This window comes from Brachybacterium atlanticum (assembly GCF_025669985.1).
Classification (GTDB): domain Bacteria; phylum Actinomycetota; class Actinomycetes; order Actinomycetales; family Dermabacteraceae; genus Brachybacterium; species Brachybacterium conglomeratum.
The window spans coordinates 59265-78871 of sequence record NZ_JAKJJW010000003.1 but is presented as its reverse complement, the minus strand read 5'-3'; the positions used below and the strand labels follow the sequence as shown (position 1 = coordinate 78871).

At 73.8% G+C, this 19607-nt stretch carries 16 protein-coding genes; 9 read left to right on the top strand and 7 right to left on the bottom strand.

What is annotated here, in order from left to right:
• Window positions 1-461 precede the first annotated feature (461 nt).
• A complete protein-coding gene (locus L3K22_RS02290; RefSeq protein WP_263309975.1) occupies window positions 462-1340 on the top strand; it encodes a VIT1/CCC1 transporter family protein in 879 nt (292 codons plus the stop codon).
• A 495-nt stretch (window positions 1341-1835) separates the two neighbouring features.
• Here the strand turns inward: L3K22_RS02290 and L3K22_RS02285 are convergent, their stop codons facing one another.
• Complete coding sequence (locus tag L3K22_RS02285; RefSeq protein WP_263309974.1) at window positions 1836-2372, bottom strand: peptidylprolyl isomerase; 537 nt, start codon at window positions 2370-2372, stop codon at window positions 1836-1838.
• Window positions 2373-2608: 236 nt separating this feature from the next.
• On the opposite strand from L3K22_RS02285, the gene L3K22_RS02280 reads away from it, so the two are divergent.
• The 5 genes from L3K22_RS02280 to L3K22_RS02260 all read left to right on the top strand — a co-directional run bounded on the left by L3K22_RS02280 (window position 2609) and on the right by L3K22_RS02260 (window position 9984).
• Complete coding sequence (locus L3K22_RS02280) at window positions 2609-3382, top strand: hypothetical protein (protein ID WP_263309973.1); 774 nt, start codon at window positions 2609-2611, stop codon at window positions 3380-3382.
• 31 nt (window positions 3383-3413) lie between these two features.
• On the top strand, window positions 3414-4250 hold the full coding sequence (locus L3K22_RS02275; RefSeq protein WP_263309972.1) for a GNAT family N-acetyltransferase: 837 nt from the start codon (window positions 3414-3416) through the stop codon (window positions 4248-4250).
• Window positions 4251-4298: 48 nt separating this feature from the next.
• Window positions 4299-5219 (top strand): tRNA glutamyl-Q(34) synthetase GluQRS, encoded by a 921-nt coding sequence (gene gluQRS / locus L3K22_RS02270; RefSeq protein WP_263309971.1) that lies wholly within the window; start codon window positions 4299-4301, stop codon window positions 5217-5219.
• Between the two features lie 124 nt (window positions 5220-5343).
• On the top strand, window positions 5344-8553 hold the full coding sequence (locus tag L3K22_RS02265) for a YhgE/Pip domain-containing protein (protein ID WP_263310019.1): 3210 nt from the start codon (window positions 5344-5346) through the stop codon (window positions 8551-8553).
• A gap of 903 nt (window positions 8554-9456) precedes the next feature.
• Window positions 9457-9984, top strand: a complete 528-nt coding sequence (locus L3K22_RS02260; RefSeq protein ID WP_263309970.1) for a putative endonuclease domain-containing protein — start codon at window positions 9457-9459, stop codon at window positions 9982-9984.
• Window positions 9985-10019: 35 nt separating this feature from the next.
• Here L3K22_RS02260 and L3K22_RS02255 read toward each other — a convergent pair whose 3' ends face one another.
• Window positions 10020-10493 (bottom strand): hypothetical protein, encoded by a 474-nt coding sequence (locus L3K22_RS02255; RefSeq protein ID WP_263309969.1) that lies wholly within the window; start codon window positions 10491-10493, stop codon window positions 10020-10022.
• A gap of 130 nt (window positions 10494-10623) precedes the next feature.
• Entirely contained in the window at window positions 10624-13086 is a 2463-nt protein-coding gene (locus tag L3K22_RS02250; protein WP_263309968.1) for an ATP-binding cassette domain-containing protein, read from the bottom strand.
• A 344-nt stretch (window positions 13087-13430) separates the two neighbouring features.
• Here L3K22_RS02250 and L3K22_RS02245 point away from each other — a divergent pair, with 344 nt between their 5' ends.
• Both L3K22_RS02245 and L3K22_RS02240 read left to right on the top strand, forming a co-directional pair.
• Entirely contained in the window at window positions 13431-14144 is a 714-nt protein-coding gene (locus L3K22_RS02245; RefSeq protein WP_263309967.1) for a DsbA family oxidoreductase, read from the top strand.
• The gene (locus L3K22_RS02240) at window positions 14141-14371 is read left to right on the top strand and encodes a hypothetical protein (RefSeq protein WP_263309966.1); all 231 of its coding nucleotides are present in this window, start codon (window positions 14141-14143) and stop codon (window positions 14369-14371) included. Before L3K22_RS02245 ends, L3K22_RS02240 begins: the two co-directional genes overlap by 4 nt.
• A 90-nt stretch (window positions 14372-14461) precedes the next feature.
• On the opposite strand, the gene L3K22_RS02235 is transcribed toward L3K22_RS02240, so the two are convergent.
• The 4 genes from L3K22_RS02235 to L3K22_RS02220 all read right to left on the bottom strand — a co-directional run bounded on the left by L3K22_RS02235 (window position 14462) and on the right by L3K22_RS02220 (window position 18184).
• The gene (locus L3K22_RS02235; RefSeq protein WP_263309965.1) at window positions 14462-15412 is read right to left on the bottom strand and encodes a VOC family protein; all 951 of its coding nucleotides are present in this window, start codon (window positions 15410-15412) and stop codon (window positions 14462-14464) included.
• A gap of 451 nt (window positions 15413-15863) precedes the next feature.
• Window positions 15864-16565: an NUDIX hydrolase gene (locus L3K22_RS02230; protein ID WP_263309964.1), complete on the bottom strand. Its 702-nt coding sequence runs from the start codon at window positions 16563-16565 to the stop codon at window positions 15864-15866.
• Between the two features lie 144 nt (window positions 16566-16709).
• Window positions 16710-17702, bottom strand: coding sequence for a class II fructose-bisphosphatase (gene glpX / locus L3K22_RS02225; RefSeq protein WP_263309963.1), 993 nt, complete (start codon window positions 17700-17702; stop codon window positions 16710-16712).
• Window positions 17703-18022: 320 nt separating this feature from the next.
• Complete coding sequence (locus L3K22_RS02220) at window positions 18023-18184, bottom strand: hypothetical protein (RefSeq protein WP_263309962.1); 162 nt, start codon at window positions 18182-18184, stop codon at window positions 18023-18025.
• Between the two features lie 397 nt (window positions 18185-18581).
• Here L3K22_RS02220 and L3K22_RS02215 point away from each other — a divergent pair, with 397 nt between their 5' ends.
• Entirely contained in the window at window positions 18582-19517 is a 936-nt protein-coding gene (locus tag L3K22_RS02215; protein WP_263309961.1) for an aldo/keto reductase, read from the top strand.
• The last annotated feature ends 90 nt before the right edge of the window (window positions 19518-19607 follow it).

Genomic DNA, 19607 nt, shown 5'->3' with positions numbered 1-19607 from the left:
GGGCGCTTGCGCGCCGTCGCCCGCCGAGATCGGCTCCGCCAGCAGGTGGTGGCCGCTCGTCCCGAGGTGGGGCCCGCCTCCTTGCACGCTCGGCGCGCAGGCTCCCCCGGGCACCGGGACACCAGCGCGGGGGCCGCGACGCGCTCGAGGGGCGAGGGAGCAGAGGACGTCGCGCAGGTCGTGCCCCTGGCTCGCGACGGCGGCGTGCCCGACCGAGGCGGGGCCCTCGCCGCGGCACGGACCGACGAGGCCCTGGGCGACGAGGCGGTGGCCGGCGCGTTGGCGCGGGGTCCCGACCAGAGGACAGGGCGGCGGCTCTCCGCGAAGGAGCGGGGAGCGGGTGACCGGGTCGGAGGCGCTGTCGACCGCCGATCGGGAGAGGCTCCCCTTACTTCGTTCTTGCAGGTCAGGCGAGGCTCACCTTGCTTGATTGGACTTAGTCCAGAGACTAGTGTCGGGGCGTGAGCCTCCTCGACATGCCCCCTCGCCGCCCGCCCGTCGCCGATTCCACCGACACTCCCACCGCGTCGCACGGCGGTGCGCCGTCCGCCGAGCGCCCTGCGCCATCCGTCGGGCGGCCCTCCGGCCCCGCCGATGCGCATGCCCCGTCGGCCGACCGGGATACGCACACCGCAGTCTCGCGCGATCACGCCGAGGACCGCACCGCGCGCTCGGACCGCATCAACCAGCTGCGCGCCGGGGTTCTCGGCGCGAACGACGGCATCGTCTCGGTCGCGGGCCTCGCCGTCGGCGTCGCCGGCGCCACCACCGACATCCGCTGGCTGCTGATCGCGGGACTCGCCTCGCTGGTCGCAGGCGCGCTGTCCATGGCGATGGGCGAGTACGTCTCCGTCTCCACGCAGCGCGACACCGACCGCGCCCTCATCGCGCGCACCCGGCGCGATCTCGCCGCGGACCCCGCCGGGGAGCACCGGCACCTGCTCGCGGCGCTCACCGAGTCGGGAATCCCGGACGACGTGGTGGGCGAGGTCGCCGACTCGATGGAGCGCCACGACGCGCTCACCGCCCACACCCGCTTCCGCCACGGCGTGGAGCAGGGCACCGTCGTCTCACCGCTGTCGGCGGCGCTCGCCTCACTGCTCTCCTTCACCCTCGGCGGGATCATCCCGCTGCTCGCGATCCTCGCCAGCCCGCCCGTGCTGCGCCTGCCCGCGACGCTCGTCGCCGTCGTGGTCGCGCTCGCACTGCTGGGCGTGGTCAGCGCCCGCCTCGGCCAGGCCGACGCCCGCACCGCCACCGTGCGCACGATCATCGGCGGGGTGCTCGCGCTCCTGGTCACCTACGGGATCGGCGCGGCGCTCGGGGTCGCGATCGGCTGACCGCAGCCCCGCGCCCGAGGCGATGGGGCTGCGCGCCGAGATCCGCAACGCTCCTGGACGGATCGATCCTCGCCACCCCTTCCCCGTCGCTCTATGAACGAGTGCTCGACGTCGAGGTCACGGATGGGGGCATCGTCGAGACGGAGGTCGACGAAGGCTGGGTCTCCGGGGTCATGTCCGGGCGCGGCACTGAAGAGCGCGCTCGGCGGCCCGGCGGGATGCGCTGACGCAGCCGGGTCGGGGTCGCTGACACAGCCCAGCCGGCTCGAATGGTCGACCGCTGGCGCAGGGCGTACCGGTATGCCCATATAGGCGTACCGGTACGCCCTGCGCCGGTTCTCGACCCTCAGCCGGCCACACGCTCGCTGCCCCCGTCCCTGCAGCACCGTGCTCTCGCCACGACAGCGCATCGCACAGCACGACGCCGCCGGGTCGCCGCATGGAGCGGCGACGCCGGCGGCGTCGGAATCCGGTGGGCGCGGGGCGCCCGCCAGATCACTTCTCGATCGAGACCTTCTCGATGACGACGTCCTCGAGGGGACGGTCGCGCATGTCGGTCTTGACCGCGGCGATCTCGTCGACGACCTTCTTGGAGTCCTCGTCGGCGACCTCGCCGAACACGGTGTGCTTGCCCTGCAGGTGCGGCGTGGGGCCGACGGTGATGAAGAACTGGGAGCCGTTGGTGCCGGAGGGGCGACCGGTCAGCGCGTTGCGGCGGGTGCCGGCGTTGGCCATGGCGAGGACGTAGGGCTCGTTGAAGTTCTTCTCGGAGATCTCGTCGTCGAAGGTGAAGCCGGGGCCGCCGGTGCCGGTGCCCAGCGGGTCACCGCCCTGGATCATGAAGCCCGAGATGATGCGGTGGAAGACGACGCCGTCGTAGAACGGACGGGTGACCTTCTCGCCGGTCTCCGGATCGGAGAACTCCTTGGAGCCCTCGGCGAGGCCCACGAAGTTCTCGACGGTCTTGGGGGCGTGGTGCGGGAACAGCTCGATGCGGATGTCCCCGTGGTTGGTGTGCAGAGTTGCGAACATGGCGCAATCCTCCCACAGACCGAGTGTGCAGACCGTGCGCAGGGCCGCTGCGCGGACCGGGCCTCTCCTCCACATCGCTGCGGCCTGCCGCATCCTCCGCGACTCCGCATCCGCTGTGAACGCGGCGGGGTGGTCGCGTTAAGGTTGTGCCACACGGGTCGTGGCAGTCGTCGGCTGTCCCGGCCCAGGGACCACCGTCGGCCCGACCCGACGGATTCGACCGAAAGGGGAACCCCATGGCGCTTGGAACCAAGGCCGAGGCGAAGAAGGCCAAGAAGAAGGCCTCGAAGGCCGTCGAGGCCGCTGGCGCGTCCAGCCAGAACGCCCAGAAGGCCGTCGAGGAGCTGCAGAAGCTCGCAGCCCAGGTGGGTCCGGTGGTGTCCGAGGGCGCCCGCGAGGCCCGCTCGAAGGCGACCGACCTGTACGGTCAGTACGTCCCCGAGGCGCAGCAGAGGCTGCGCGAGCAGGGCGACAAGCTCTCGCAGAACCTCGGTCCGCGCGCGGACAAGCTCCGCCACGACCTCGAGGACGACTACCTCCCCCGCGCCCGCAGGACCGCCGAGACCACCGGCACGGTGCTCAAGGCCGCCGTCGACGCGGCGCGCAAGGAGCTCGACAAGGGCCAGGGCGACATCCGCTCCGCGATCGTGGAGCCCACCCCGCAGAAGAAGAAGGGCCGCGCCGGCAAGGTGCTGCTCATCCTGGGCCTGGCCGCCGCCGGTGCCGCCGCGGGCTACATCGCCTGGCAGAAGACCCGCCCGGTCGAGGACCCGTGGGCGCCGCCCGCGGACTTCGCCCGTGCGCACTACCCCGCCTCGGCGGGCACCGAGTCCGACTCCTCGACCGTCTCCGACACCGTCGGCTCGGCCGACGCCGGCGACGTGGCCTCCGCCCTGAAGGGCGACTCCCACGGCGGGGACACCACCCCCAAGGAGGTCAAGGTGGACTCGGATCCCGAGGCCGGCTCGGCCGACGAGGACAAGCGCGGCAACCACCGCGGCGACGCCTGATCCCAGGCGCTCCGCAGCGCGAACCACTCGCGTGACGCACGTGCCCGACGGCGCGGCGATCCCGTCCCCGGACGAGGAGCGCCGCGCCGTCGGCGCGTCCGGGGACGCCGGCGAGCACAGTGGTGCGTGCGGAGTCGGCGGACCGAGCAGTCGCGAGGTCGGGAGGATCCGGACGGAGCGTCTGCGGCTGGCGCCGGTCACGGAGGCCGACGAAGCGGAGCTGTTCGCTCTCCATGCGGATCCGCGCGCCTTCGTCGAGGACTCGACGGAGCCGCTGACCGACCCGGCCCAGATGCGCTGGGTGCTCGCGCAGTGGCGCGAGAGCTGGGAGCGCCACGGGGCGGGCCACCTGACCGTACGGGCACGGGAGGGCGCCGACCTTCCGGTCGGCCTGCTGGGCGTGGTGGGTCTCATCCCGCTCGCGCGCGACGGGGACCGGGCGACGGACGCACGCCGGACCCACGCCCCCGCTCCTGGCGTCGACGAAGGCTCCGGCGCCACGACCACCGCCCCTGCCAGGACCATGCTGAGCGCGTACTGGCGGCTCTCGCCCGAGGTGACCGGTCGCGGCGTCGCGACCGAGGCGATGCGCGCGGTGCTCGAGGCGCTGCCTGCGGGAGCACGGCGCGGCCCCCGCGCGACGGGCAGCGACACGGGCCCGCACGACGGCCCAGCCCTGGACGACGGCACAGTCCAGGACGACCGCACGGTCCCGTTCGAGATCGTCGCGATCACGGACCGCGGGAACACGGCCTCGCTCGCCCTCGCCGCGCGCCTCGGTTTCCGCCCGGCCCCGCCGGGCCGCCCCGTGCCCGGAGGACGCGCCGACGACGTGCTCCTGCTGCTGGACCCGTCGGCGACCACCTGATCACGCCGGCACCCGCCCCCGCCGGCCCTCCTCCCTAGACTGGGGCTCATGCCTGCTGCCACGCCCGGCCCCGGCGCGGGCCGCTACGCCCCCTCCCCCAGCGGCGACCTGCATCTGGGCAACCTCCGCACCGCACTGTTGGCCTGGGCGCTGGCGCGGCGCACCGACCGCGCCTTCCACCTGCGGGTCGAGGACCTCGACCGGGTGCAGCAGGGCGCCGCGCAGCGCCAGCTGGAGGATCTCGCAGCGCTGGGCCTGGACTGGGACGGCGAGGTCGTCCGCCAGTCGGAGCGCGGCGCGGACCACGAGGCCGCGATCGACTCCCTGACGGCGCAGGGCCTCGTCTACGAGTGCTACTGCACCCGGCGGGAGATCCTCGAGGCGCCGAGCGCACCGCACGCCCCGTCCGGCGCCTATCCCGGCACCTGCCGTGACCTCGCCCCCGCCGAGCGCGAGGCCGGCCGCGCGCGGATGCGGGAGCTGCGACGGGAGCCCGCTCTGCGGCTGCGCGCCGAGGCGACGGAATGGAGCGTGCAGGACCTCTGGGAGGGAGAGGTCCGCGGCACGGTCGACGACCTCGTGCTGCGCCGCGGCGACGGCGTGGTCGCCTACAACCTCGCCGTCGTGGTCGACGACGCCGCGGCCGGGGTCGACCAGGTGGTTCGCGGCGACGACCTGCTCAGCTCCGCCCCGCGCCAGGCCCATCTCGCGCACCTGCTGGACCTTCCCGAGCCGACCTACGCTCACGTCCCGCTCGCGCTGAACACCGCGGGCGCGCGACTGGCTAAGCGCGACGGCGCGGTGACCCTGCGGGACCGTCTCGCCGCCGGGGAGAGCGCGGCCGACGTCGTCGAGCGGATCGGGGACTCGCTGGGAGTGCCGGACTGCCGCTCCGCGGCCGATCTGCTGGAGGCCTGGGACCCGGCAGGGATGTCCCGTCGGCCGTGGGTGGTGGAACTGCCGGCCTGAGCCGCCCGGGCCGAGCCCCGTCGGCCGATCGGAGCCGGGGGGGGGAGCGGCCGGGTTCCTCCCGCCACACTTCATCACAGAGGGGGTCACAAAACTCGATACACGGATGTATCGTCGCCGTGTGATGCGATACCTCCGTGCTCTCCTCACCGCGCTCTCCTCCGCGCTGCACGCCGTCCTGTCCGCTCTCGGCACCGCCGGTGCCGCCCTCGGGCGGGGCGCGTCCACCGCGGGACGGGGCGCGGTCGCCCTGCTGCCCCGGGAGTGGAAGAAGCCGATCGCGGCGCTGTTCGTGACCGGACTGGCCCTCGTGCCGCTGGTCTACTCCGGCAACATGACCTGGTCGTTCATCGACCCGAGCAACAACCTGAACCACATCACCGCAGCCGTGGTGAACGAGGACACCGGCGCGGACGCAGAGAGTCCGGACGGGGAGGTCTCCCACATCGACGTGGGCGAGGAGTTCACGGAGACCCTGCTGGAGAAGGACCAGGAGAACCTCTACCACTTCGTGGAGGCCTCCCCCGCCGAGGCGCAGCGCGGCCTGGCCGACGGCACCTTCGGCGCCACCATCACGATCCCCTCCGACTTCTCCGAGAACATCGCCTCCCTCGGCGGCGACGCGATGGAAGCGGCCCCCGCGATGATCACCGTGAGCACGAACGACTCGGTGAACTACGTCGGCGGCAACTTCTCCAAGTCCGTCGGCACCGCGCTGACCGACGCGCTGCGCGCCTCGGTGCTCGAGGAGTACCTCTACAAGATCTACGTCGGCTTCACGACGATCCATGACGGGATCGTCGACGCGGCCGACGGCGCCGCCGAGCTCTCGGACGGAGCGAGCGATCTCCACGACGGCACCGGCGACCTGGTCGACGGCACGGCTGAGCTCACCGACGGCACCGGCCAGCTCGCGGACGGGTCCGCCGAGCTCGCCGCGGGCGCGGTCGACCTGCACTCCGGCAGCCTCGACCTCGTGGTCGGGCTGGACCAGCTCACCTCCGGCGCGGTCACGCTGCGCAACGGAGTCGCGACCCTCGACGCCGGTGCGCAGCAGCTCTCCGGCGGGCTGGCGACCCTCGACGAGAAGGGGCGGCCGCTGCGCAGCGGCGCGGACGAGCTCGCCGGCGGCGCCGAGCAGCTCGCGACCGGGGCGAGCGATCTCGCCGGCGGGGCGGGACAGGTCGCCGACGGCACCCAGCAGCTGGACGAGACCGTCACCGACGCCGCCGAGCGCGCCCGCGAGCTGGGCGTGACCGAAGAGAGCGTCCAGGCCACGAGCGAGGACCTGGTCACCGCGATCGACGACCTCGAGCGCGCGATCGACGGGATGCCGGAGCTGCTGGACGCCCCGGGCGAGGCCGCCGCCACCATCGCAGCCACCACCGAGAGCCTCGACGAGAAGGCCGGCGAGCTCGCCGAGACCGCCCGGAACCTCGACGAGTCCACGGGCGATCGCGCCCAGGACGCCCGCACCCTGCGCGAGGGCGCCGAGTCGATCGCCGGTGACATCGAGTCGCTCGACCAGGCCGTGCAGGACGCGGCCGAGGCCACCTCCACCTCGGCGCAGTCCGCCGAGACCTCCGAGGGCTCCGCCGGGGAGCTCGCCGACGGCGTCGACGAGCTCGCAGGACTCTGCGCCGAGGCCGACGCAGGCCCCGGCGAGGCGTCCGACGGGGGCGGCGAGGGGGCCGAGCAGCCTTCCGCGGCCGAGTCAGCCGTCTGCCAGAAGGCGGAGGAGCTCGCCGGCACCACGCAGAAGGTCCGCGACGACGCCAAGACCGCCACCGCCGACGCGGCCGAGGCCGACCGCCTCACCCGGACCGCCGCGGAGACCTCCACCGACGTCGCCGACACCGCCGAGGGCATGAGCGACGCCGCCTCCGATATCGAGGAGTACATCGAGACCCTCTCCACCACCACCTCGGCACTCGCCGAGGGCGCCGCTGCTCTCGAGGGCACCACCTCGACCATCGCCGAGGACACCTCGACCCTCAGCAGCGACCTCGGCACGGCGCGGGACGACCTCGCCTCCGCCGTCCCGTCGGCCGAGCCCGGCCAGAGCGCCTCCGACCTCGCCGCGGAGCTCGCCGACCAGGCCCGCACCGCCGCCCTCGCGCTGCCCGAGGCGTACCGCACCCTGGACCAGGGCGTGCAGGACATCCACCGTCTGAACTCCGGCGCCCGCGAGGTCGCCTCCGGCGCGGACCAGCTCGCCGCCGCGACGGGCACCGCCCGCGACGGCGCCCAGGACCTCGCCTCCGGCGTCACCCAGTACACCGACGGCGTCGGCTCGGCCCGCGACGGCGCTGATCAGCTCGCCGACGGCACCGGCACCCTCAGGGACGGCGCCGGCACTCTCGCCGACAAGACGGGCGAGGCGCGCGACGGGGCGCAGCAGCTCGCCGACGGCGCCGGCACCCTCGCGGACGGCTCGGCCGAGCTCGCCGACGGCGCCCGCCAGGTGGACGACGGCGCGACGCAGCTCGCCGACGGCGCGACCGACCTCGACGACGGCGCCGAGAAGCTCGACGACGGCTCGACCGAGCTCGCCGACAGCCTCTCCGATGCGAAGGACGACGTCCCCTCCTACTCCGACGAGGAGAGCAGCGCGCTCGCCGGCACCGCCTCGGACGCGGTGCAGATGGACTTCGAGCGCCAGCACGATCTGGGCCGCTTCGGCGAGGGCCTCGCTCCGCTGTTCCTCGCGATCAGCCTGTGGGTCGGCGGCATGGCGATCTTCCTGATGATGCCGCCGTTCTCCTCCGACGCGATGGCGCGCGGGACGGGGCCGGTGCGACTGCTGGCAGGCGGGCTCGTCCCCGCCTTCCTGCTGGGTCTCGTCCAGACGCTGATCGCCGTCGGGGCTCTGCACTGGCTGATCGGCCTCACCATCGACGACCTGCCGCTGATGTTCGGGCTCGCGGGGCTGACCTCGCTGGTGTTCGTCGCCCTGAACCACGGCTTCGGCGCCCTGTTCGGGCCGGTCGGGAAGTTCGTCGCCCTGGTGCTGATCGCGCTGCAGATCTCCGGGGCGGGCGGCACCTACCCGGTCCCGACCCTGCCGGGCTTCTTCCAGATGCTCCACCCGTACCTGCCGATGACCCATGCGGTCGACGCCTTCCGCGGAGCGATCGGCGGGGGCTGGATCGACCCGGCCGGGGACCTCGCCTGGCTGTCGGGCTGGCTGGTGGTCGGCGTCGTGCTGGGGCTGCTCGGCGCGGTCGTCCAGCGGCGCCGCACGCTGCGCACGCTCGGCGCGGACGAGGGCGGGCCGGACGGCGCGGACGAGGAGGAGCCGGAGCCCGCCACGGGCTCCGCCGCCCGCGCCTGAGGCGCCGGCGCTTCGCCCTGTCAGCCGCGCCGGGTCGGCCCCGACAGGCCAGGCCCCGCACCTAGGCGCGCGGTTCCCCCGTGCCCCGTGCCCCGTGCCCCGTGCCCCGTGCCCCGTGCCCCGTGCCCCGTGCCCCGTTCCCCGTTCCCCGTTCCCCGTTCCCCGTTCCCCGTTCCCCGTTCCCCGTTCCCCGTTCCCCGTTCCCCGTTCCCCGGCGGGAGCGTGGTCAGGTCATGGCGCAGGGCGTACCACTATGCCTATATAGGCATAGTGGTACGCCCTGCGCCAATACCCGGCACCCCAGCACCTGCCCTCACTGGTCCTCTCGCCTGCCCGGTCGCCCCCGATCCGCCCGGTCACCCACGGCGCCGCATTATCGGTCGACGGCCTCCGTCGAGCCTCGGCGACGTCGGTCCGAGCCCTGAGGCCCCATCGGCCCGGCCGTCCCTGCCCGCTCCCTGCTGCTCGGCCTGTCCGGCTCCGCCCCTGCCGGTTCCCTGCTCCTCGGCCTGTCCGGCTCCCCGCACCTCCCCTCCACAGCCCTCCCTCGTCCACACCGCCGCCCCCGCTCCGCAACAGCGGTCATGTCATGGCTGTACTGAGGCGATGCAGATACCCGGGATCATCCATCGCTCAGACCTGCGCACTGTCGGCATCGACGAGGCGGCGCGCCGACGATTCCTTCGACACGGTCTCATGCAGAGGGTGGACTCCTGGTACGTCCGGAGCACGGCGCCGGCCGACCTCGTCGCACTTCTGGGGCAGGGAGTGCGGCCGACCTGCGTCAGCGCTGCCCGGCACCACGGCCTGTGGATCCCTCTCCACGCCGGCGAGCACGTCTACCGTCCTCGCGCCCTTCCGGAGTTCGGCCGGTCGCCGTCGCTCGTCGTGCACGGCAGTGAGATGAGAAGCTGGCCCGATCGCGATCCGGTCGCCGACCTCGAGCTGGCGCTCGAGCATGCCGGCCGGTGCCTCCCCGTTCGAGACGCGGCGATCCTTTTCGAATCGGCGCTGAACAAGGAGCTGCTGACCTGGGATGTGGCGCAGCGGATCGTCTCCGGTCTCGCCTCCTCCCGACGGAGGCAGCTGGCCCGTATCTCCGCGCTCGCCGAGTCCGGGACCGAGACGGCCGTGCGCTGGTGGCTCGAGTCGCTGCACGTACCGGTCACGCCTCAGGTCGTCGTTCCGGGCGTGGGACGAGTGGATCTGAAGCTCGGCCAGAACTGGATCATCGAGTGCGACAGCGTCCAGTTCCACGACAACCCCCGGCAGTACCACCTGGACCGGGCACGGGATCTGCTGCTGCAGGCCCGCCGCTACACCGTGACCAGGCTGACCTGGGAACAAGTCTTCCTCGACTGGGAGCGGACCTCCGAGCTGCTGCTCACGATCCTCCGCCGACGGGAGCACCGCCGCCCTCTCGCCTCCTGAACGTGACGCCTCACGGGGTGTGGCGGTGGGCGTGGTCAGGTCATGGCGCAGGGCGTACCTCTATGCCTATATCGGCATAGAGGTACGCCCTGCGCCAGCACCCGTCCATTCCCCTCGGGTCCGACGACAGGGACGGTGGACTTGCCGACGACCAGGGTCGGCGCGCCGCCGCGGGCGGGCAGCACCGCGGTGAGGGAGGGGACGGCGGCCTCGAGAGAGCGCAGGTCGGCGCCGAATCCGTCGGCCCGCTGCGGGGTGCCGAGGCCCAGGAAGTGCACGTCGGCGTGGGCGATCTCGGCGTCGTCGGTGGTGAAGCAGAGGCGTGCGGCGGCCAGGCCGCGGCGGAGGATCTCCTCGAAGCCGGGCTCGTGGAAGGGGGCGCGGCCCGTCTGCATGGCCGCGACGCGGCCTGAGTCCACGTCCAGGCCGATCACGTCGTGGCCGGGCTCGGCCATCGCGGCGGCGTGCACCGCTCCCAGATATCCCACACCGATGACGGACACGATCATTGCGCTTCCCTCCCACTGGCGGCCACAGCCGGTCCCGGACGGGTCCCTGTCACCGTGACAGCCGCAGGTGCCATCGAGGTGTCGCGGGCATGGAGGGCAGGAGAGGAACAGGTGCCCGGCGGGGCGCGGGTCAGGCCTCGGGGTCGTCGGCCTCCAGCAGCCAGGTCGCCAGGCGGCTGTCGGGGTCGTCGGCGAGACGATCGGGGTGGCCGTCCTCGACGAGGCGCCCGTCCTCGAACCACAGCACCCGGTCGGCGCCGAGCACGGTCTCGGGGTCGCGGCTGTGGATCAGCGCGGTGCGGCCCTCCACCAGCGCATCGAGCGCGGCGAGCACCTCGGCGCGCTCGCGCGGGGCGAGCTCGGCGTCGGCGCGGTCCAGCAGCACCACCGGCGCATCGCGCAGCAGGGCGCGGGCGATGGCGATGCGTCGCCGGCGCCCGTCGGTGAGCGCGGCGCCGCGGCGCACCAACAGGGTCTCGTACCCGTTCGGGAGCTCGGAGTGGAGGGCGTCGGCGCCGCTGCGGCGTGCGGCCTCGGCCACCTCGAGGTCGTCCGCCTCGGGCCGGCCGGCGCGGATGTTCTCGCGCACGGTCTCGGAGAACAGCGCCGGCTCGCGCTGGACGACGGCGAGGGCGCCGCGCAGGTCCGCCAGCGACAGGGAGCGGGTGTCGTAGCGGTCCAGCAGCACCCGCCCGGTCTCGGGCTGGTCGAAGCGCAGCAGGTAGGACAGCAGGGCGGAGGCCTCGGCGCCGCTGCGGTCCATGAGTGCCACACGCTGACCGGCGGGGATGACGACGGACATGCCGTCGAAGCGGGGGCCGCGCTCCGAGTGCGCGGTGATCGCGGAGAACACGACCTCGCCGCGCAGGCGGCCGACGCCGAGGGTGCGGGGCGGCTCGCCGATCGCGGCGGTGCGGGAGAGGAGGTCGGAGAGCCCGGACGCGGCGGCGACGGCGGAGGCGATCTCGACGCGGAAGCGGACGATCGCGCCGGCCAGGGGGACCGCGGCGAGGGTCGCGGCGAGCACGACGACGAGGTCGCCGGCGCTCGGTCCCCCGGGCTGCGCCCCGGCGAGCAGGAGCACGGCGACCGCACCCGCCGCGCCGACGAGGGAGTGCGCGGCCAGGCCCAGCACCCGGCCGCGGCGGGCGGCGGAGCGGGAGCGGGCGGCACGGGCCCCGACCTCGGCGAGGGTGGAGGCGGCGCGGTCCTCGAGGCCGTAGGACTGCACGGTGCGGGTCGCGGCGAGGAGCTCCTGGGCGGTGTCCGCGAGGGCGGCGGCGTCCGTCCTGGCGGCGGTCTCGCGGCGTTCCCCGCCGCGTCCGGTCAGGATGCTGACCACGGCGGCGAGGACCGCGGCCAGGATCGGCACGGGAGCCAGGGACGGGGCGATCACGAGCACTGTGATCAGCAGCGTGACCAGTGCGATCACGGCGCCGAGGAGGCGCGGTCCGACACGGCCGACGAGGTCGCGCAGGCTCGCCACGTCCTCGAGCAGCGGGGTCGCGGCGCCCTCGAGGTCCTCGATGTCCCGGCCAGGGCTGAGGCGATGGAGGTGGTGCAGCAGGCGGGAGCGCAGCCCGGTCGCGGCGCGGGAGCTGGCACCGTCCAGGGATGTGGACGCGAGCGCGCGCAGCCCCACCCCGATCAGTGCGGCCACGGCGAGGCCGATCGCGGCGGGGAGGGCGGCCGACGGGCCGGCGCCGGCGCCGCCGGCCGCATCGAGGCCGCCGCGCAGGGCGAGGGGTGCCAGGGCCAGCGCGATCGTGCCGAGGACCAGGGTGATCCCGCCCGTGGCCAGCGCGGGTCGCTGGGGGCGCAGGTGCGGGGCGAGCAGCTCGAGGGTGGCGGAGAGGGTGCCGCCGGGGCGGGCGGGCGGCGCGGGGGCGAGGTCGGCCGGGCGGGAAGGGGCAGCGGGTGCCTCGTCGTGGTGGGCTGCGGTCGCCCCGGGCTGCGAGGGGCGGTGCGGGGGACGATGCGGCATCCGCTGCGCGACGGCGCCGCCGTTCTCCGAGGTCCTGGCGTCCCGCGGGTCCGCTCCTGCGGTGTCGCGGCGGGCGTCGGCGGGCAGCGCGTGGTCCTCGGCGGGCCGCCTCGACGGGGCGCCGGCGACGGGCGGCATGCCGTACGGGACGGTGCCGGCCTGCGCGGCGCCGGACTGCGGTGCTGCGACCTGTGGGTCTGCGTTCTGCGTGTCGGAGCCGAGCGGCTGGTCGACCACGTGCCAGTGCTCGCCGGACTCGGGGTCGCGGTCAGGTTCGACGTCGGGGGCGGTCGGGGTGTCGATCTGGCCCGTCGCCGCGTCGGGCGCCGCCGCGAGGGGTGCGGCCGGGGCGGAGCTCTCCGGGGCGGGCTCGGCGACGGGCAGCTCGTCGGTGGGCGGTTCGGGTCGCGGCTCCACGGGACCCTGCAGCCAGTCCTGCGCGCCCGCGCCGCCGTCGGCGCCCTGCTCGGACCAGACGTCGTGCGCCTCGGCCGCGGGCCACACGGGCGGCGAGGGCCTCTCCGAGACCGTCCCGGCCGCGGGGTCGTGCGGATCCGACGCGTCGGCCAGCTCGGGGCCTGGCTGCTCGGGGGTGGCGTGCGCGGTCATCGGCTCGTCTCCTGCTCGTCTCCGTCGCTCCGCGCGGCGGCGGAGCGTCCTCCAGTGTGGCATCACGGCATCGCGACGCCGGCTGCCGGTGCTGGACCCGCTCCCGCGCCTGCACCTCCGCCCGCCTCTGCTCCGCGCACGCGCCTCCCCCGTCCCCCGCACCTGCGCCAGCGCCTGCGCCTGTGCCTGTGCCTGTGCCTGTGCCTGTGCCGCGAGCGAAAATCGTCGCGCTCCCCTGGCCGCCCCCGCAACCCACCAGTACAGTTTTCAAGGAAGCATCTTCACCACCTCGTCGGCCGGCGCTCCTCGCGCCCCGACCGCACCCGCCCCACCCGGAGGATCCGATGACCACGTCCCAGGACGCCCCGACCGACGCCGCCCCGCTGATCACGGTCGACGTGTGGACCGACGTGGTCTGCCCGTGGTGCTACATCGGCGAGTCCCGCCTCCAGGACGCGATCGAGGCCGAGGGGCTGACCGGGCAGGTGCACGTGCGCGCCCACTCCTTCGAGCTCGACCCCACCTCTCCCGTCGGCGGCTCGCAGGACAACATCGAGCACCTGGTGCGCGCCAAGGGCATGCCGGCCGAGCAGGTGCGCGAGACGGAGGCGCAGATCAAGGCCATGGCCGAGGAGATCGGTCGCGAGTACTCCACCGAGCGGCCGATGGCGAACACCCGCGGCGTGCACCGCGTGATGCAGGCGATCGGCGCGGCGCACGGGACCGACGCCGCGACCGCGTTCTTCCTCGACCTGCAGCGCGGCTACTTCACCGGCGCGCTGAACCCCTTCGAGGCCGACGTGGTCCTCTCTCGCGCGGTCGCCGCCGGTCTCGAGGAGCAGGTCGCGCGCGAGGCGCTCGAGGGCGGTGCGCACGACGAGGCGGTCGAGGCGGAGGTGCGCGAGGCGGCCTCGATGGGCGCGCGCGGCGTGCCGTTCTTCCTGTTCAACGACAAGTACACGGCGCCCGGAGCGCTCCCGACGGACGCCTTCCGCCAGGCGCTGCGGCAGATCGCCGAGGAAGCGCGGGTCGAGCGCGGCGAGGCGGAGCAGGCATGAGCGACATCGACCGCACGCACGACGACGCCGCCGCCGCCGAGGCAGCCCGCCGCCCCGCGAGCAGCGCCCACCCCGCACAGCCCGACGCCGCACAGGCCGGCACCGTCCGATCCGAGGGGACCGAGCCGGTCGAGGCCGCGCCGCAGCAGCTGACCTCCCTCTCCTCGCTGCTGGGCGGATCCTTCGCGGGCGGACAGGCCTGCGACGCCGACGGCAACTGCGACTGACGCGCCCCGAACAACCTCCAGACAGAACGGGACCGACCTCCGGAGAGGTCGGTCCCGTTCTGTGTGCGGCGGCTCCGCGTCCGCGGGTGCTCAGCGGGCGAGCAGCTCCTCGGTCCCGGTGCCCGGGAGGCTCAGGGTGACGGGCGTGCCCCACGGGTCCTCGACCCGGACGGAGCGGCCGGTGTCGGCGAAGGAGAGGCCCGCGCGGCCGAGGCGGGCGGTCAGCGCGTCGAGGTCCTCGCGTCCGGGGAGGGTGATCGCCACGTCGGCGAGACCCAGGGCGGTCGCGCGGGGGCCGGCGCCGCGGCTGTTCCAGCTGTTCATCGCGACGTGGTGGTGGTAGCCGCCGGCCGCGGCGAACAGCGCGCCCGGGTGGGAGCCGACGGTGGTCTCGAAGCCGAGGGTGTCGACGTAGAAGCGGCGGGCGGTGTCCACGTCGCCGACCTGCAGGTGGACGTGGCCGACGATGCCGGGGCGCATGCCCGGGGTGGCACTGGCCTCGTCGGTCAGGTGCTCGGCGAGGTACTTGTTCGGGTCGATGAACAGGGTGTCCATCGCGACCTGGCCGTTCGTCCACTGCCACTGGTCGCGGGGGCGGTCCCAGTACAGCTCGATGCCGTTGCCCTCGGGGTCGGTGAAGTAGAAGGCCTCGGAGACGAGGTGGTCGCCGGTGCCGGCGAAGCGGGAGCGGGGGTCCTGCGCGGCGCGGAGCACGGTGCCGGCGAGGGACGCCTGGTCCTCGAAGAGGATCGCGGTGTGGAACAGGCCGGCCTGGCTCGGGTCGACGCCGGGCAGCCCCGGGGTCGCGACGAGGCGGAAGAAGGGGACGTCACCGCGGCCGAGCACGCGGTGGACCTCGCCGCCCACGCGGGTGCGCTCCTCGATCGGCTGCAGTGCGAGGGCGTTCTCGTAGTAGGAGCTCATCAGCTCGAGGTCGCCGACGCGCAGGGTGACGGCGTCCATGGCGAGGTCGGCGGAGAGGTGCTGCTCGCCGACGGTCCGGGCGGAGGCGGAGGTGGAGGTCAGGGATGAGGCCGTCATGATGCTGCCTTTCGTGCGGCGGGCGTTGGTACCAGCATGCGCCGGCTCGATATACACTTCAAGCCTTAACTGTTTGTGCGTGCTCCACACCATAGCTGCGGGCCCACGGAGCACGGGCCCATGAGGCGGCGGGCCCACGGGCAGGTGCTGGGTGGCCCCGGGCAGGACCGAGGGCGGTGAGCACTGCCCACCGCCCTCGTGCCGAGTCCGCTCTCCCCTGCCGACCCGGGGTCCTTCCGCCTCGACCCCCGTTGCCGAGGGGAGGCGATGAATAGACAGTAGGCTCCTCGAGGTCCCCTCCCGGGGGACTCAGGTCCCGTCGGCCGGACGCCGCCCTGCCGTCGGTGTCGCCCACGGGCCGATGATGGGGCGAGGTGCATACATGGCCTGCTCGCACCACCTTCGGCCCGTCGAGGCCACGGGAGGCTGCCGGTCGCAGCGCCGGTCCGGGTCAGTCCCCGGCGCGCAGCAGCGGCGGGACGAGCGAGGTGCCGAAGCCCGCCCGGTACAGCCGGGCCGGGCGTCCGCCCGTCGGCGCCGCGTGGCGGTCCAGCTCCATCAGGAAGCCTTCGGAGCGGGTGGCCTTGCGGTGGAAGTTCCCGGCGTCCAGCGAACGGCCCCAGACGCTCTCGTACACCCCGCGCAGCTGCGAGATCGTGAACTCCTCGGGCAAGAAGGTCACCGCCAGGGTCGTGTACTCGAGCTTGCTGCGCGCCCGCTCGATCGAGGCCTCGAGCACGGTGGCGTGGTCGAAGGCGAGGGAGATGCCGTCGAGGTCGGCGATCGACCACCAGCGCGCGTCGGCCACGTCCTCGCCGCGGCGGGGGTCGGGCAGGTCCGCGCCGAGGGCCATGAACGCGACGGAGACGACGTGCCCGCGCGGGTCACGACCCGGAGTGCCGAACGTGCGCACCTGCTCGAGGTGCACGGCGCCGCTGCCCAGCGACGCCTCGTCGGAGAGCACCCGGTAGGCGGCGCCGTCGAGGTCCTCGCCGTACTCGATGAAGCCGCCCGGGAGCGCCCACGCCCCCTTGTGCGGCTCGTCGTCGCGCTGGATCAGCAGCACGCTCAGCGCGCCGTCACGGAGCGTCAGGACGATCAGGTCGACCGCGACGTGGATCTCGGGGGCGCTGCTCGGGGGCGAGGAGGACATGCATCCACGATAGGCGGGGTTCTGGTCACAGTGACACCAGTTGGTCGGGCGACTTGCAGGTGTACTCCGCGCAGGCGCATGAACTGCACGAACAGTGACCGACGGGAAGCGCGCCCCGGCGCGTCGCCCGTCGGCCCGGCCGGCTCACTCGGAGAGCCAGCGGTCCCACTTGTCGGCGCGGTGCTCGGCCTCGACCAGGCGGACCGTCCCGGAGGTGGAGCGCATGACGATCGACTCGGTGACGATGCGGTCGTGGCGGTAGCGCACGCCGCGCAGCAGGTCGCCGTCGGTGATGCCGGTCGCCGCGAAGTAGCAGTTGTCCGAGGTGACCAGGTCGTCCGTGGTCAGCACGCGGTCCAGGTCGTGGCCGGCGTCGATCGCCCTCTGCCGCTCCGCGTCGTCGGTCGGGGCGAGGCGGCCCTGGATCATGCCGCCGGTGGCCTTCACCGCGCAGGCGGCGATGATGCCCTCGGGGGTGCCGCCGGTGCCCAGCAGCATGTCCACCCCGGCACCGCGGGCGGCGGCGATCGCGCCGGCCACGTCGCCGTCCATGATGAACTTGACGCGCGCCCCGGCCGCACGGATCTCCTGCACCAGCGGCTCGTGGCGGGGCCGCTCGAGCACGCACACGGTGACCTGGTTGACGGGCTTGTCCAGCGCCTTGGCGACGAGCTTGATGTTCTGCTCGATCGGCAGGCGCAGGTCCACGTACTCCGCCGCCTCGGGCCCCACCACCATCTTCTCCATGTAGAACACGGCCGAGGGGTCGTACATGCTGCCCTTCTCGGCGACCGCGAAGACGGCGAGGGCGTTGTCGTACCCCATCGCGGTGAGGCGGGTGCCGTCGATCGGGTCGACCGCGACGTCGACGTCCGGACCGGTGCCGTCGCCGACCTGCTCCCCGTTGAACAGCATCGGCGCCTCGTCCTTCTCGCCCTCGCCGATCACGACCGTGCCGTTCATCCGGACGGTGTCCATGAAGGAGCGCATGGCGTCGACGGCGGCGCCGTCGGCCCGGTTCTTGTCGCCCGCGCCCACCCAGCGGCCGCCGGCGATGGCGGCGGCCTCGGTGACGCGCACGAGCTCGAGGGCGAGGTTGCGATCGGGGGCGGTGGGTGTGGAGGCAGGCGTGGTCATCGGGGGTCTCCCTCGTCGTCGAGTGCGGGTCGTCGCATGCGTGCGCCGGGCGTCCTGACCTGCCGGGGCGACAGGCCGATCGGTGCCTGACGTGCGAGTCCGACTGTAACCGACGGGCGCGGCGTCGGGCCGGGACGGACGGTCGCCCGTCACCAGCCGCTCACCGGGAGGTCGCGCGATGCTCACCGGGCACGCGCCCGCCGAGGCCCGTGCGCAGACTTCCGCGCCCTCTCCGTGACCTCGGCGCCCTATGGCGGGCGAGGTCACGGAGAGGACGCGGAATCATGCCCAGCCGCAGCGGCTCGGGCGGAGAGCACGGCTCAGACGGAGAGCACCTCCGCGGCGGACCCGGTGCGGGAGCTCTCGTAGGCGGCGAGGATGATGCCGAGCACGGCGATGCCCTCGTCCTCGGTGTTCAGCGGGCGGCGGCCCGTCTCGAGGCAGGTGACGAAGTCCGCGATCTCGGCGGCGAAGGTGTCCACGCTCTCGTGCTCAGCTCGGCGACGGGGTCGGCGCGCTCGGCGCGGCGGCGCTCTTCCTGCAGCGGGAGCTCTCCCCCGCCGTCCGCTGACCCTCCCCTCGCACTGCCGCGCAGGCCCCGCCGCAGCCGACGTGCGAGTCCTGCCGCACACAAATGCGCTCTCTGCGTGACCTCAACCGCCATAGGGCATTGAGGTCACGCAGAAAGCGCAGAAGTTTGCGGGCGGCGGGGGCAGGGTGACGGGAATTGGGCAGGACCGGAGGCAGAGGCCGGGGAGGCAGAGGCCGGGGAGGCAGAGGCCGCGCGGCGGGGGCGCGTAGGCTTCTGTGCGGCGGCGCCGCACGGGCGTCCTGCGCCGGGAGCCGGCGCTCCGCCCCCGATGCCGACGAGGTCATGCCATGAAGCAGTTCACCCTCCCCCACACCGACATCACCGCGCCGAACGTGGTGCTCGGCCTGATGCGGATCGCCGAGAAGTCCGACGAGGAGATCCGCACCCTGGTCCGCACGGCCCGCGACGCCGGCATCGACTTCCTCGACCACGCCGACATCTACGGCGGACAGAAGCACCGCTGCGAGGAGCGCTTCGCCGAGGCGCTCGCACTGACCCCGTCGGAGCGCGACCAGGTCACGATCCAGACCAAGGCCGGGATCGTGCCCGAGGGTCCGTACTTCGACTACAGCTACGAGCACCTGGTCGAGTCGGTCGAGGGCTCGCTGCGCGCGCTGCGCACCGACCGCATCGACATCCTGCTGCTGCACCGCCCCGACGCCCTGGTCGAGCCGGAGGAGGTCGCGCGCGCCTTCGACGAGCTGCACGCGAGCGGCAAGGTGCGCCACTTCGGCGTCTCCAACCACACCCCGCGCCAGATCGAGCTGCTGCAGAAGCACCTGGACCAGCCGATCGTCGCCAACCAGCTGCAGCTGTCGATCACGCACTCGACGATCGTCGCGCAGGGCGTGGCCTCGAACATGCAGGGCAGCGACCAGTCGACCGTCCGCGACGGCGGCGGGATCCTCGACTTCTGCCGCCTGCACGACATCACGATCCAGGCCTGGTCCCCGTTCCAGGCGGGCTTCTTCGACGGCGTCTTCCTCGGCCACCCGGAGCATGCCGAGCTGAACGCCGTCATCGACCGGCTGGCGGCGAAGTACGACGAGACCCCCGAGGGCATCGCCACCGCCTGGATCACCCGCCACCCCGCGCAGATGCAGGTCGTGCTCGGCACCACCACCCCGCAGCGTGTCGCGGACTCCGCCGCCGGCTCCGAGGTGCCGCTGACCCGCGCCGAGTGGTACGAGCTGTTCCGCGCGGCCGGGTGGATCGTGCCCTGAGTCGAGCCCGCGGCGCCCTCCCGCGTCGGCGCGCCCCGCTCAGCAGATCCCGCCGACGATCCCGAACGCCCGCAGCACATGCACCACGGC

What these genes read in the sequence shown, in the direction of transcription:
- L3K22_RS02285 (WP_263309974.1), bottom strand. Translation starts at nt 2,372, where the DNA reads ATGTTCGCAACTCTGCACACCAACCACGGGGACATCCGCATCGAGCTG.
- L3K22_RS02280 (WP_263309973.1), top strand. Translation starts at nt 2,609, where the DNA reads ATGGCGCTTGGAACCAAGGCCGAGGCGAAGAAGGCCAAGAAGAAGGCC.
- gluQRS (WP_263309971.1), top strand. Translation starts at nt 4,299, where the DNA reads ATGCCTGCTGCCACGCCCGGCCCCGGCGCGGGCCGCTACGCCCCCTCC.
- L3K22_RS02265 (WP_263310019.1), top strand. Translation starts at nt 5,344, where the DNA reads ATGCGATACCTCCGTGCTCTCCTCACCGCGCTCTCCTCCGCGCTGCAC.
- L3K22_RS02260 (WP_263309970.1), top strand. Translation starts at nt 9,457, where the DNA reads ATGAGAAGCTGGCCCGATCGCGATCCGGTCGCCGACCTCGAGCTGGCG.
- L3K22_RS02255 (WP_263309969.1), bottom strand. Translation starts at nt 10,493, where the DNA reads ATGATCGTGTCCGTCATCGGTGTGGGATATCTGGGAGCGGTGCACGCC.
- L3K22_RS02250 (WP_263309968.1), bottom strand. Translation starts at nt 13,086, where the DNA reads ATGACCGCGCACGCCACCCCCGAGCAGCCAGGCCCCGAGCTGGCCGAC.
- L3K22_RS02245 (WP_263309967.1), top strand. Translation starts at nt 13,431, where the DNA reads ATGACCACGTCCCAGGACGCCCCGACCGACGCCGCCCCGCTGATCACG.
- L3K22_RS02240 (WP_263309966.1), top strand. Translation starts at nt 14,141, where the DNA reads ATGAGCGACATCGACCGCACGCACGACGACGCCGCCGCCGCCGAGGCA.
- L3K22_RS02235 (WP_263309965.1), bottom strand. Translation starts at nt 15,412, where the DNA reads ATGACGGCCTCATCCCTGACCTCCACCTCCGCCTCCGCCCGGACCGTC.
- L3K22_RS02230 (WP_263309964.1), bottom strand. Translation starts at nt 16,565, where the DNA reads ATGTCCTCCTCGCCCCCGAGCAGCGCCCCCGAGATCCACGTCGCGGTC.
- glpX (WP_263309963.1), bottom strand. Translation starts at nt 17,702, where the DNA reads ATGACCACGCCTGCCTCCACACCCACCGCCCCCGATCGCAACCTCGCC.
- L3K22_RS02215 (WP_263309961.1), top strand. Translation starts at nt 18,582, where the DNA reads ATGAAGCAGTTCACCCTCCCCCACACCGACATCACCGCGCCGAACGTG.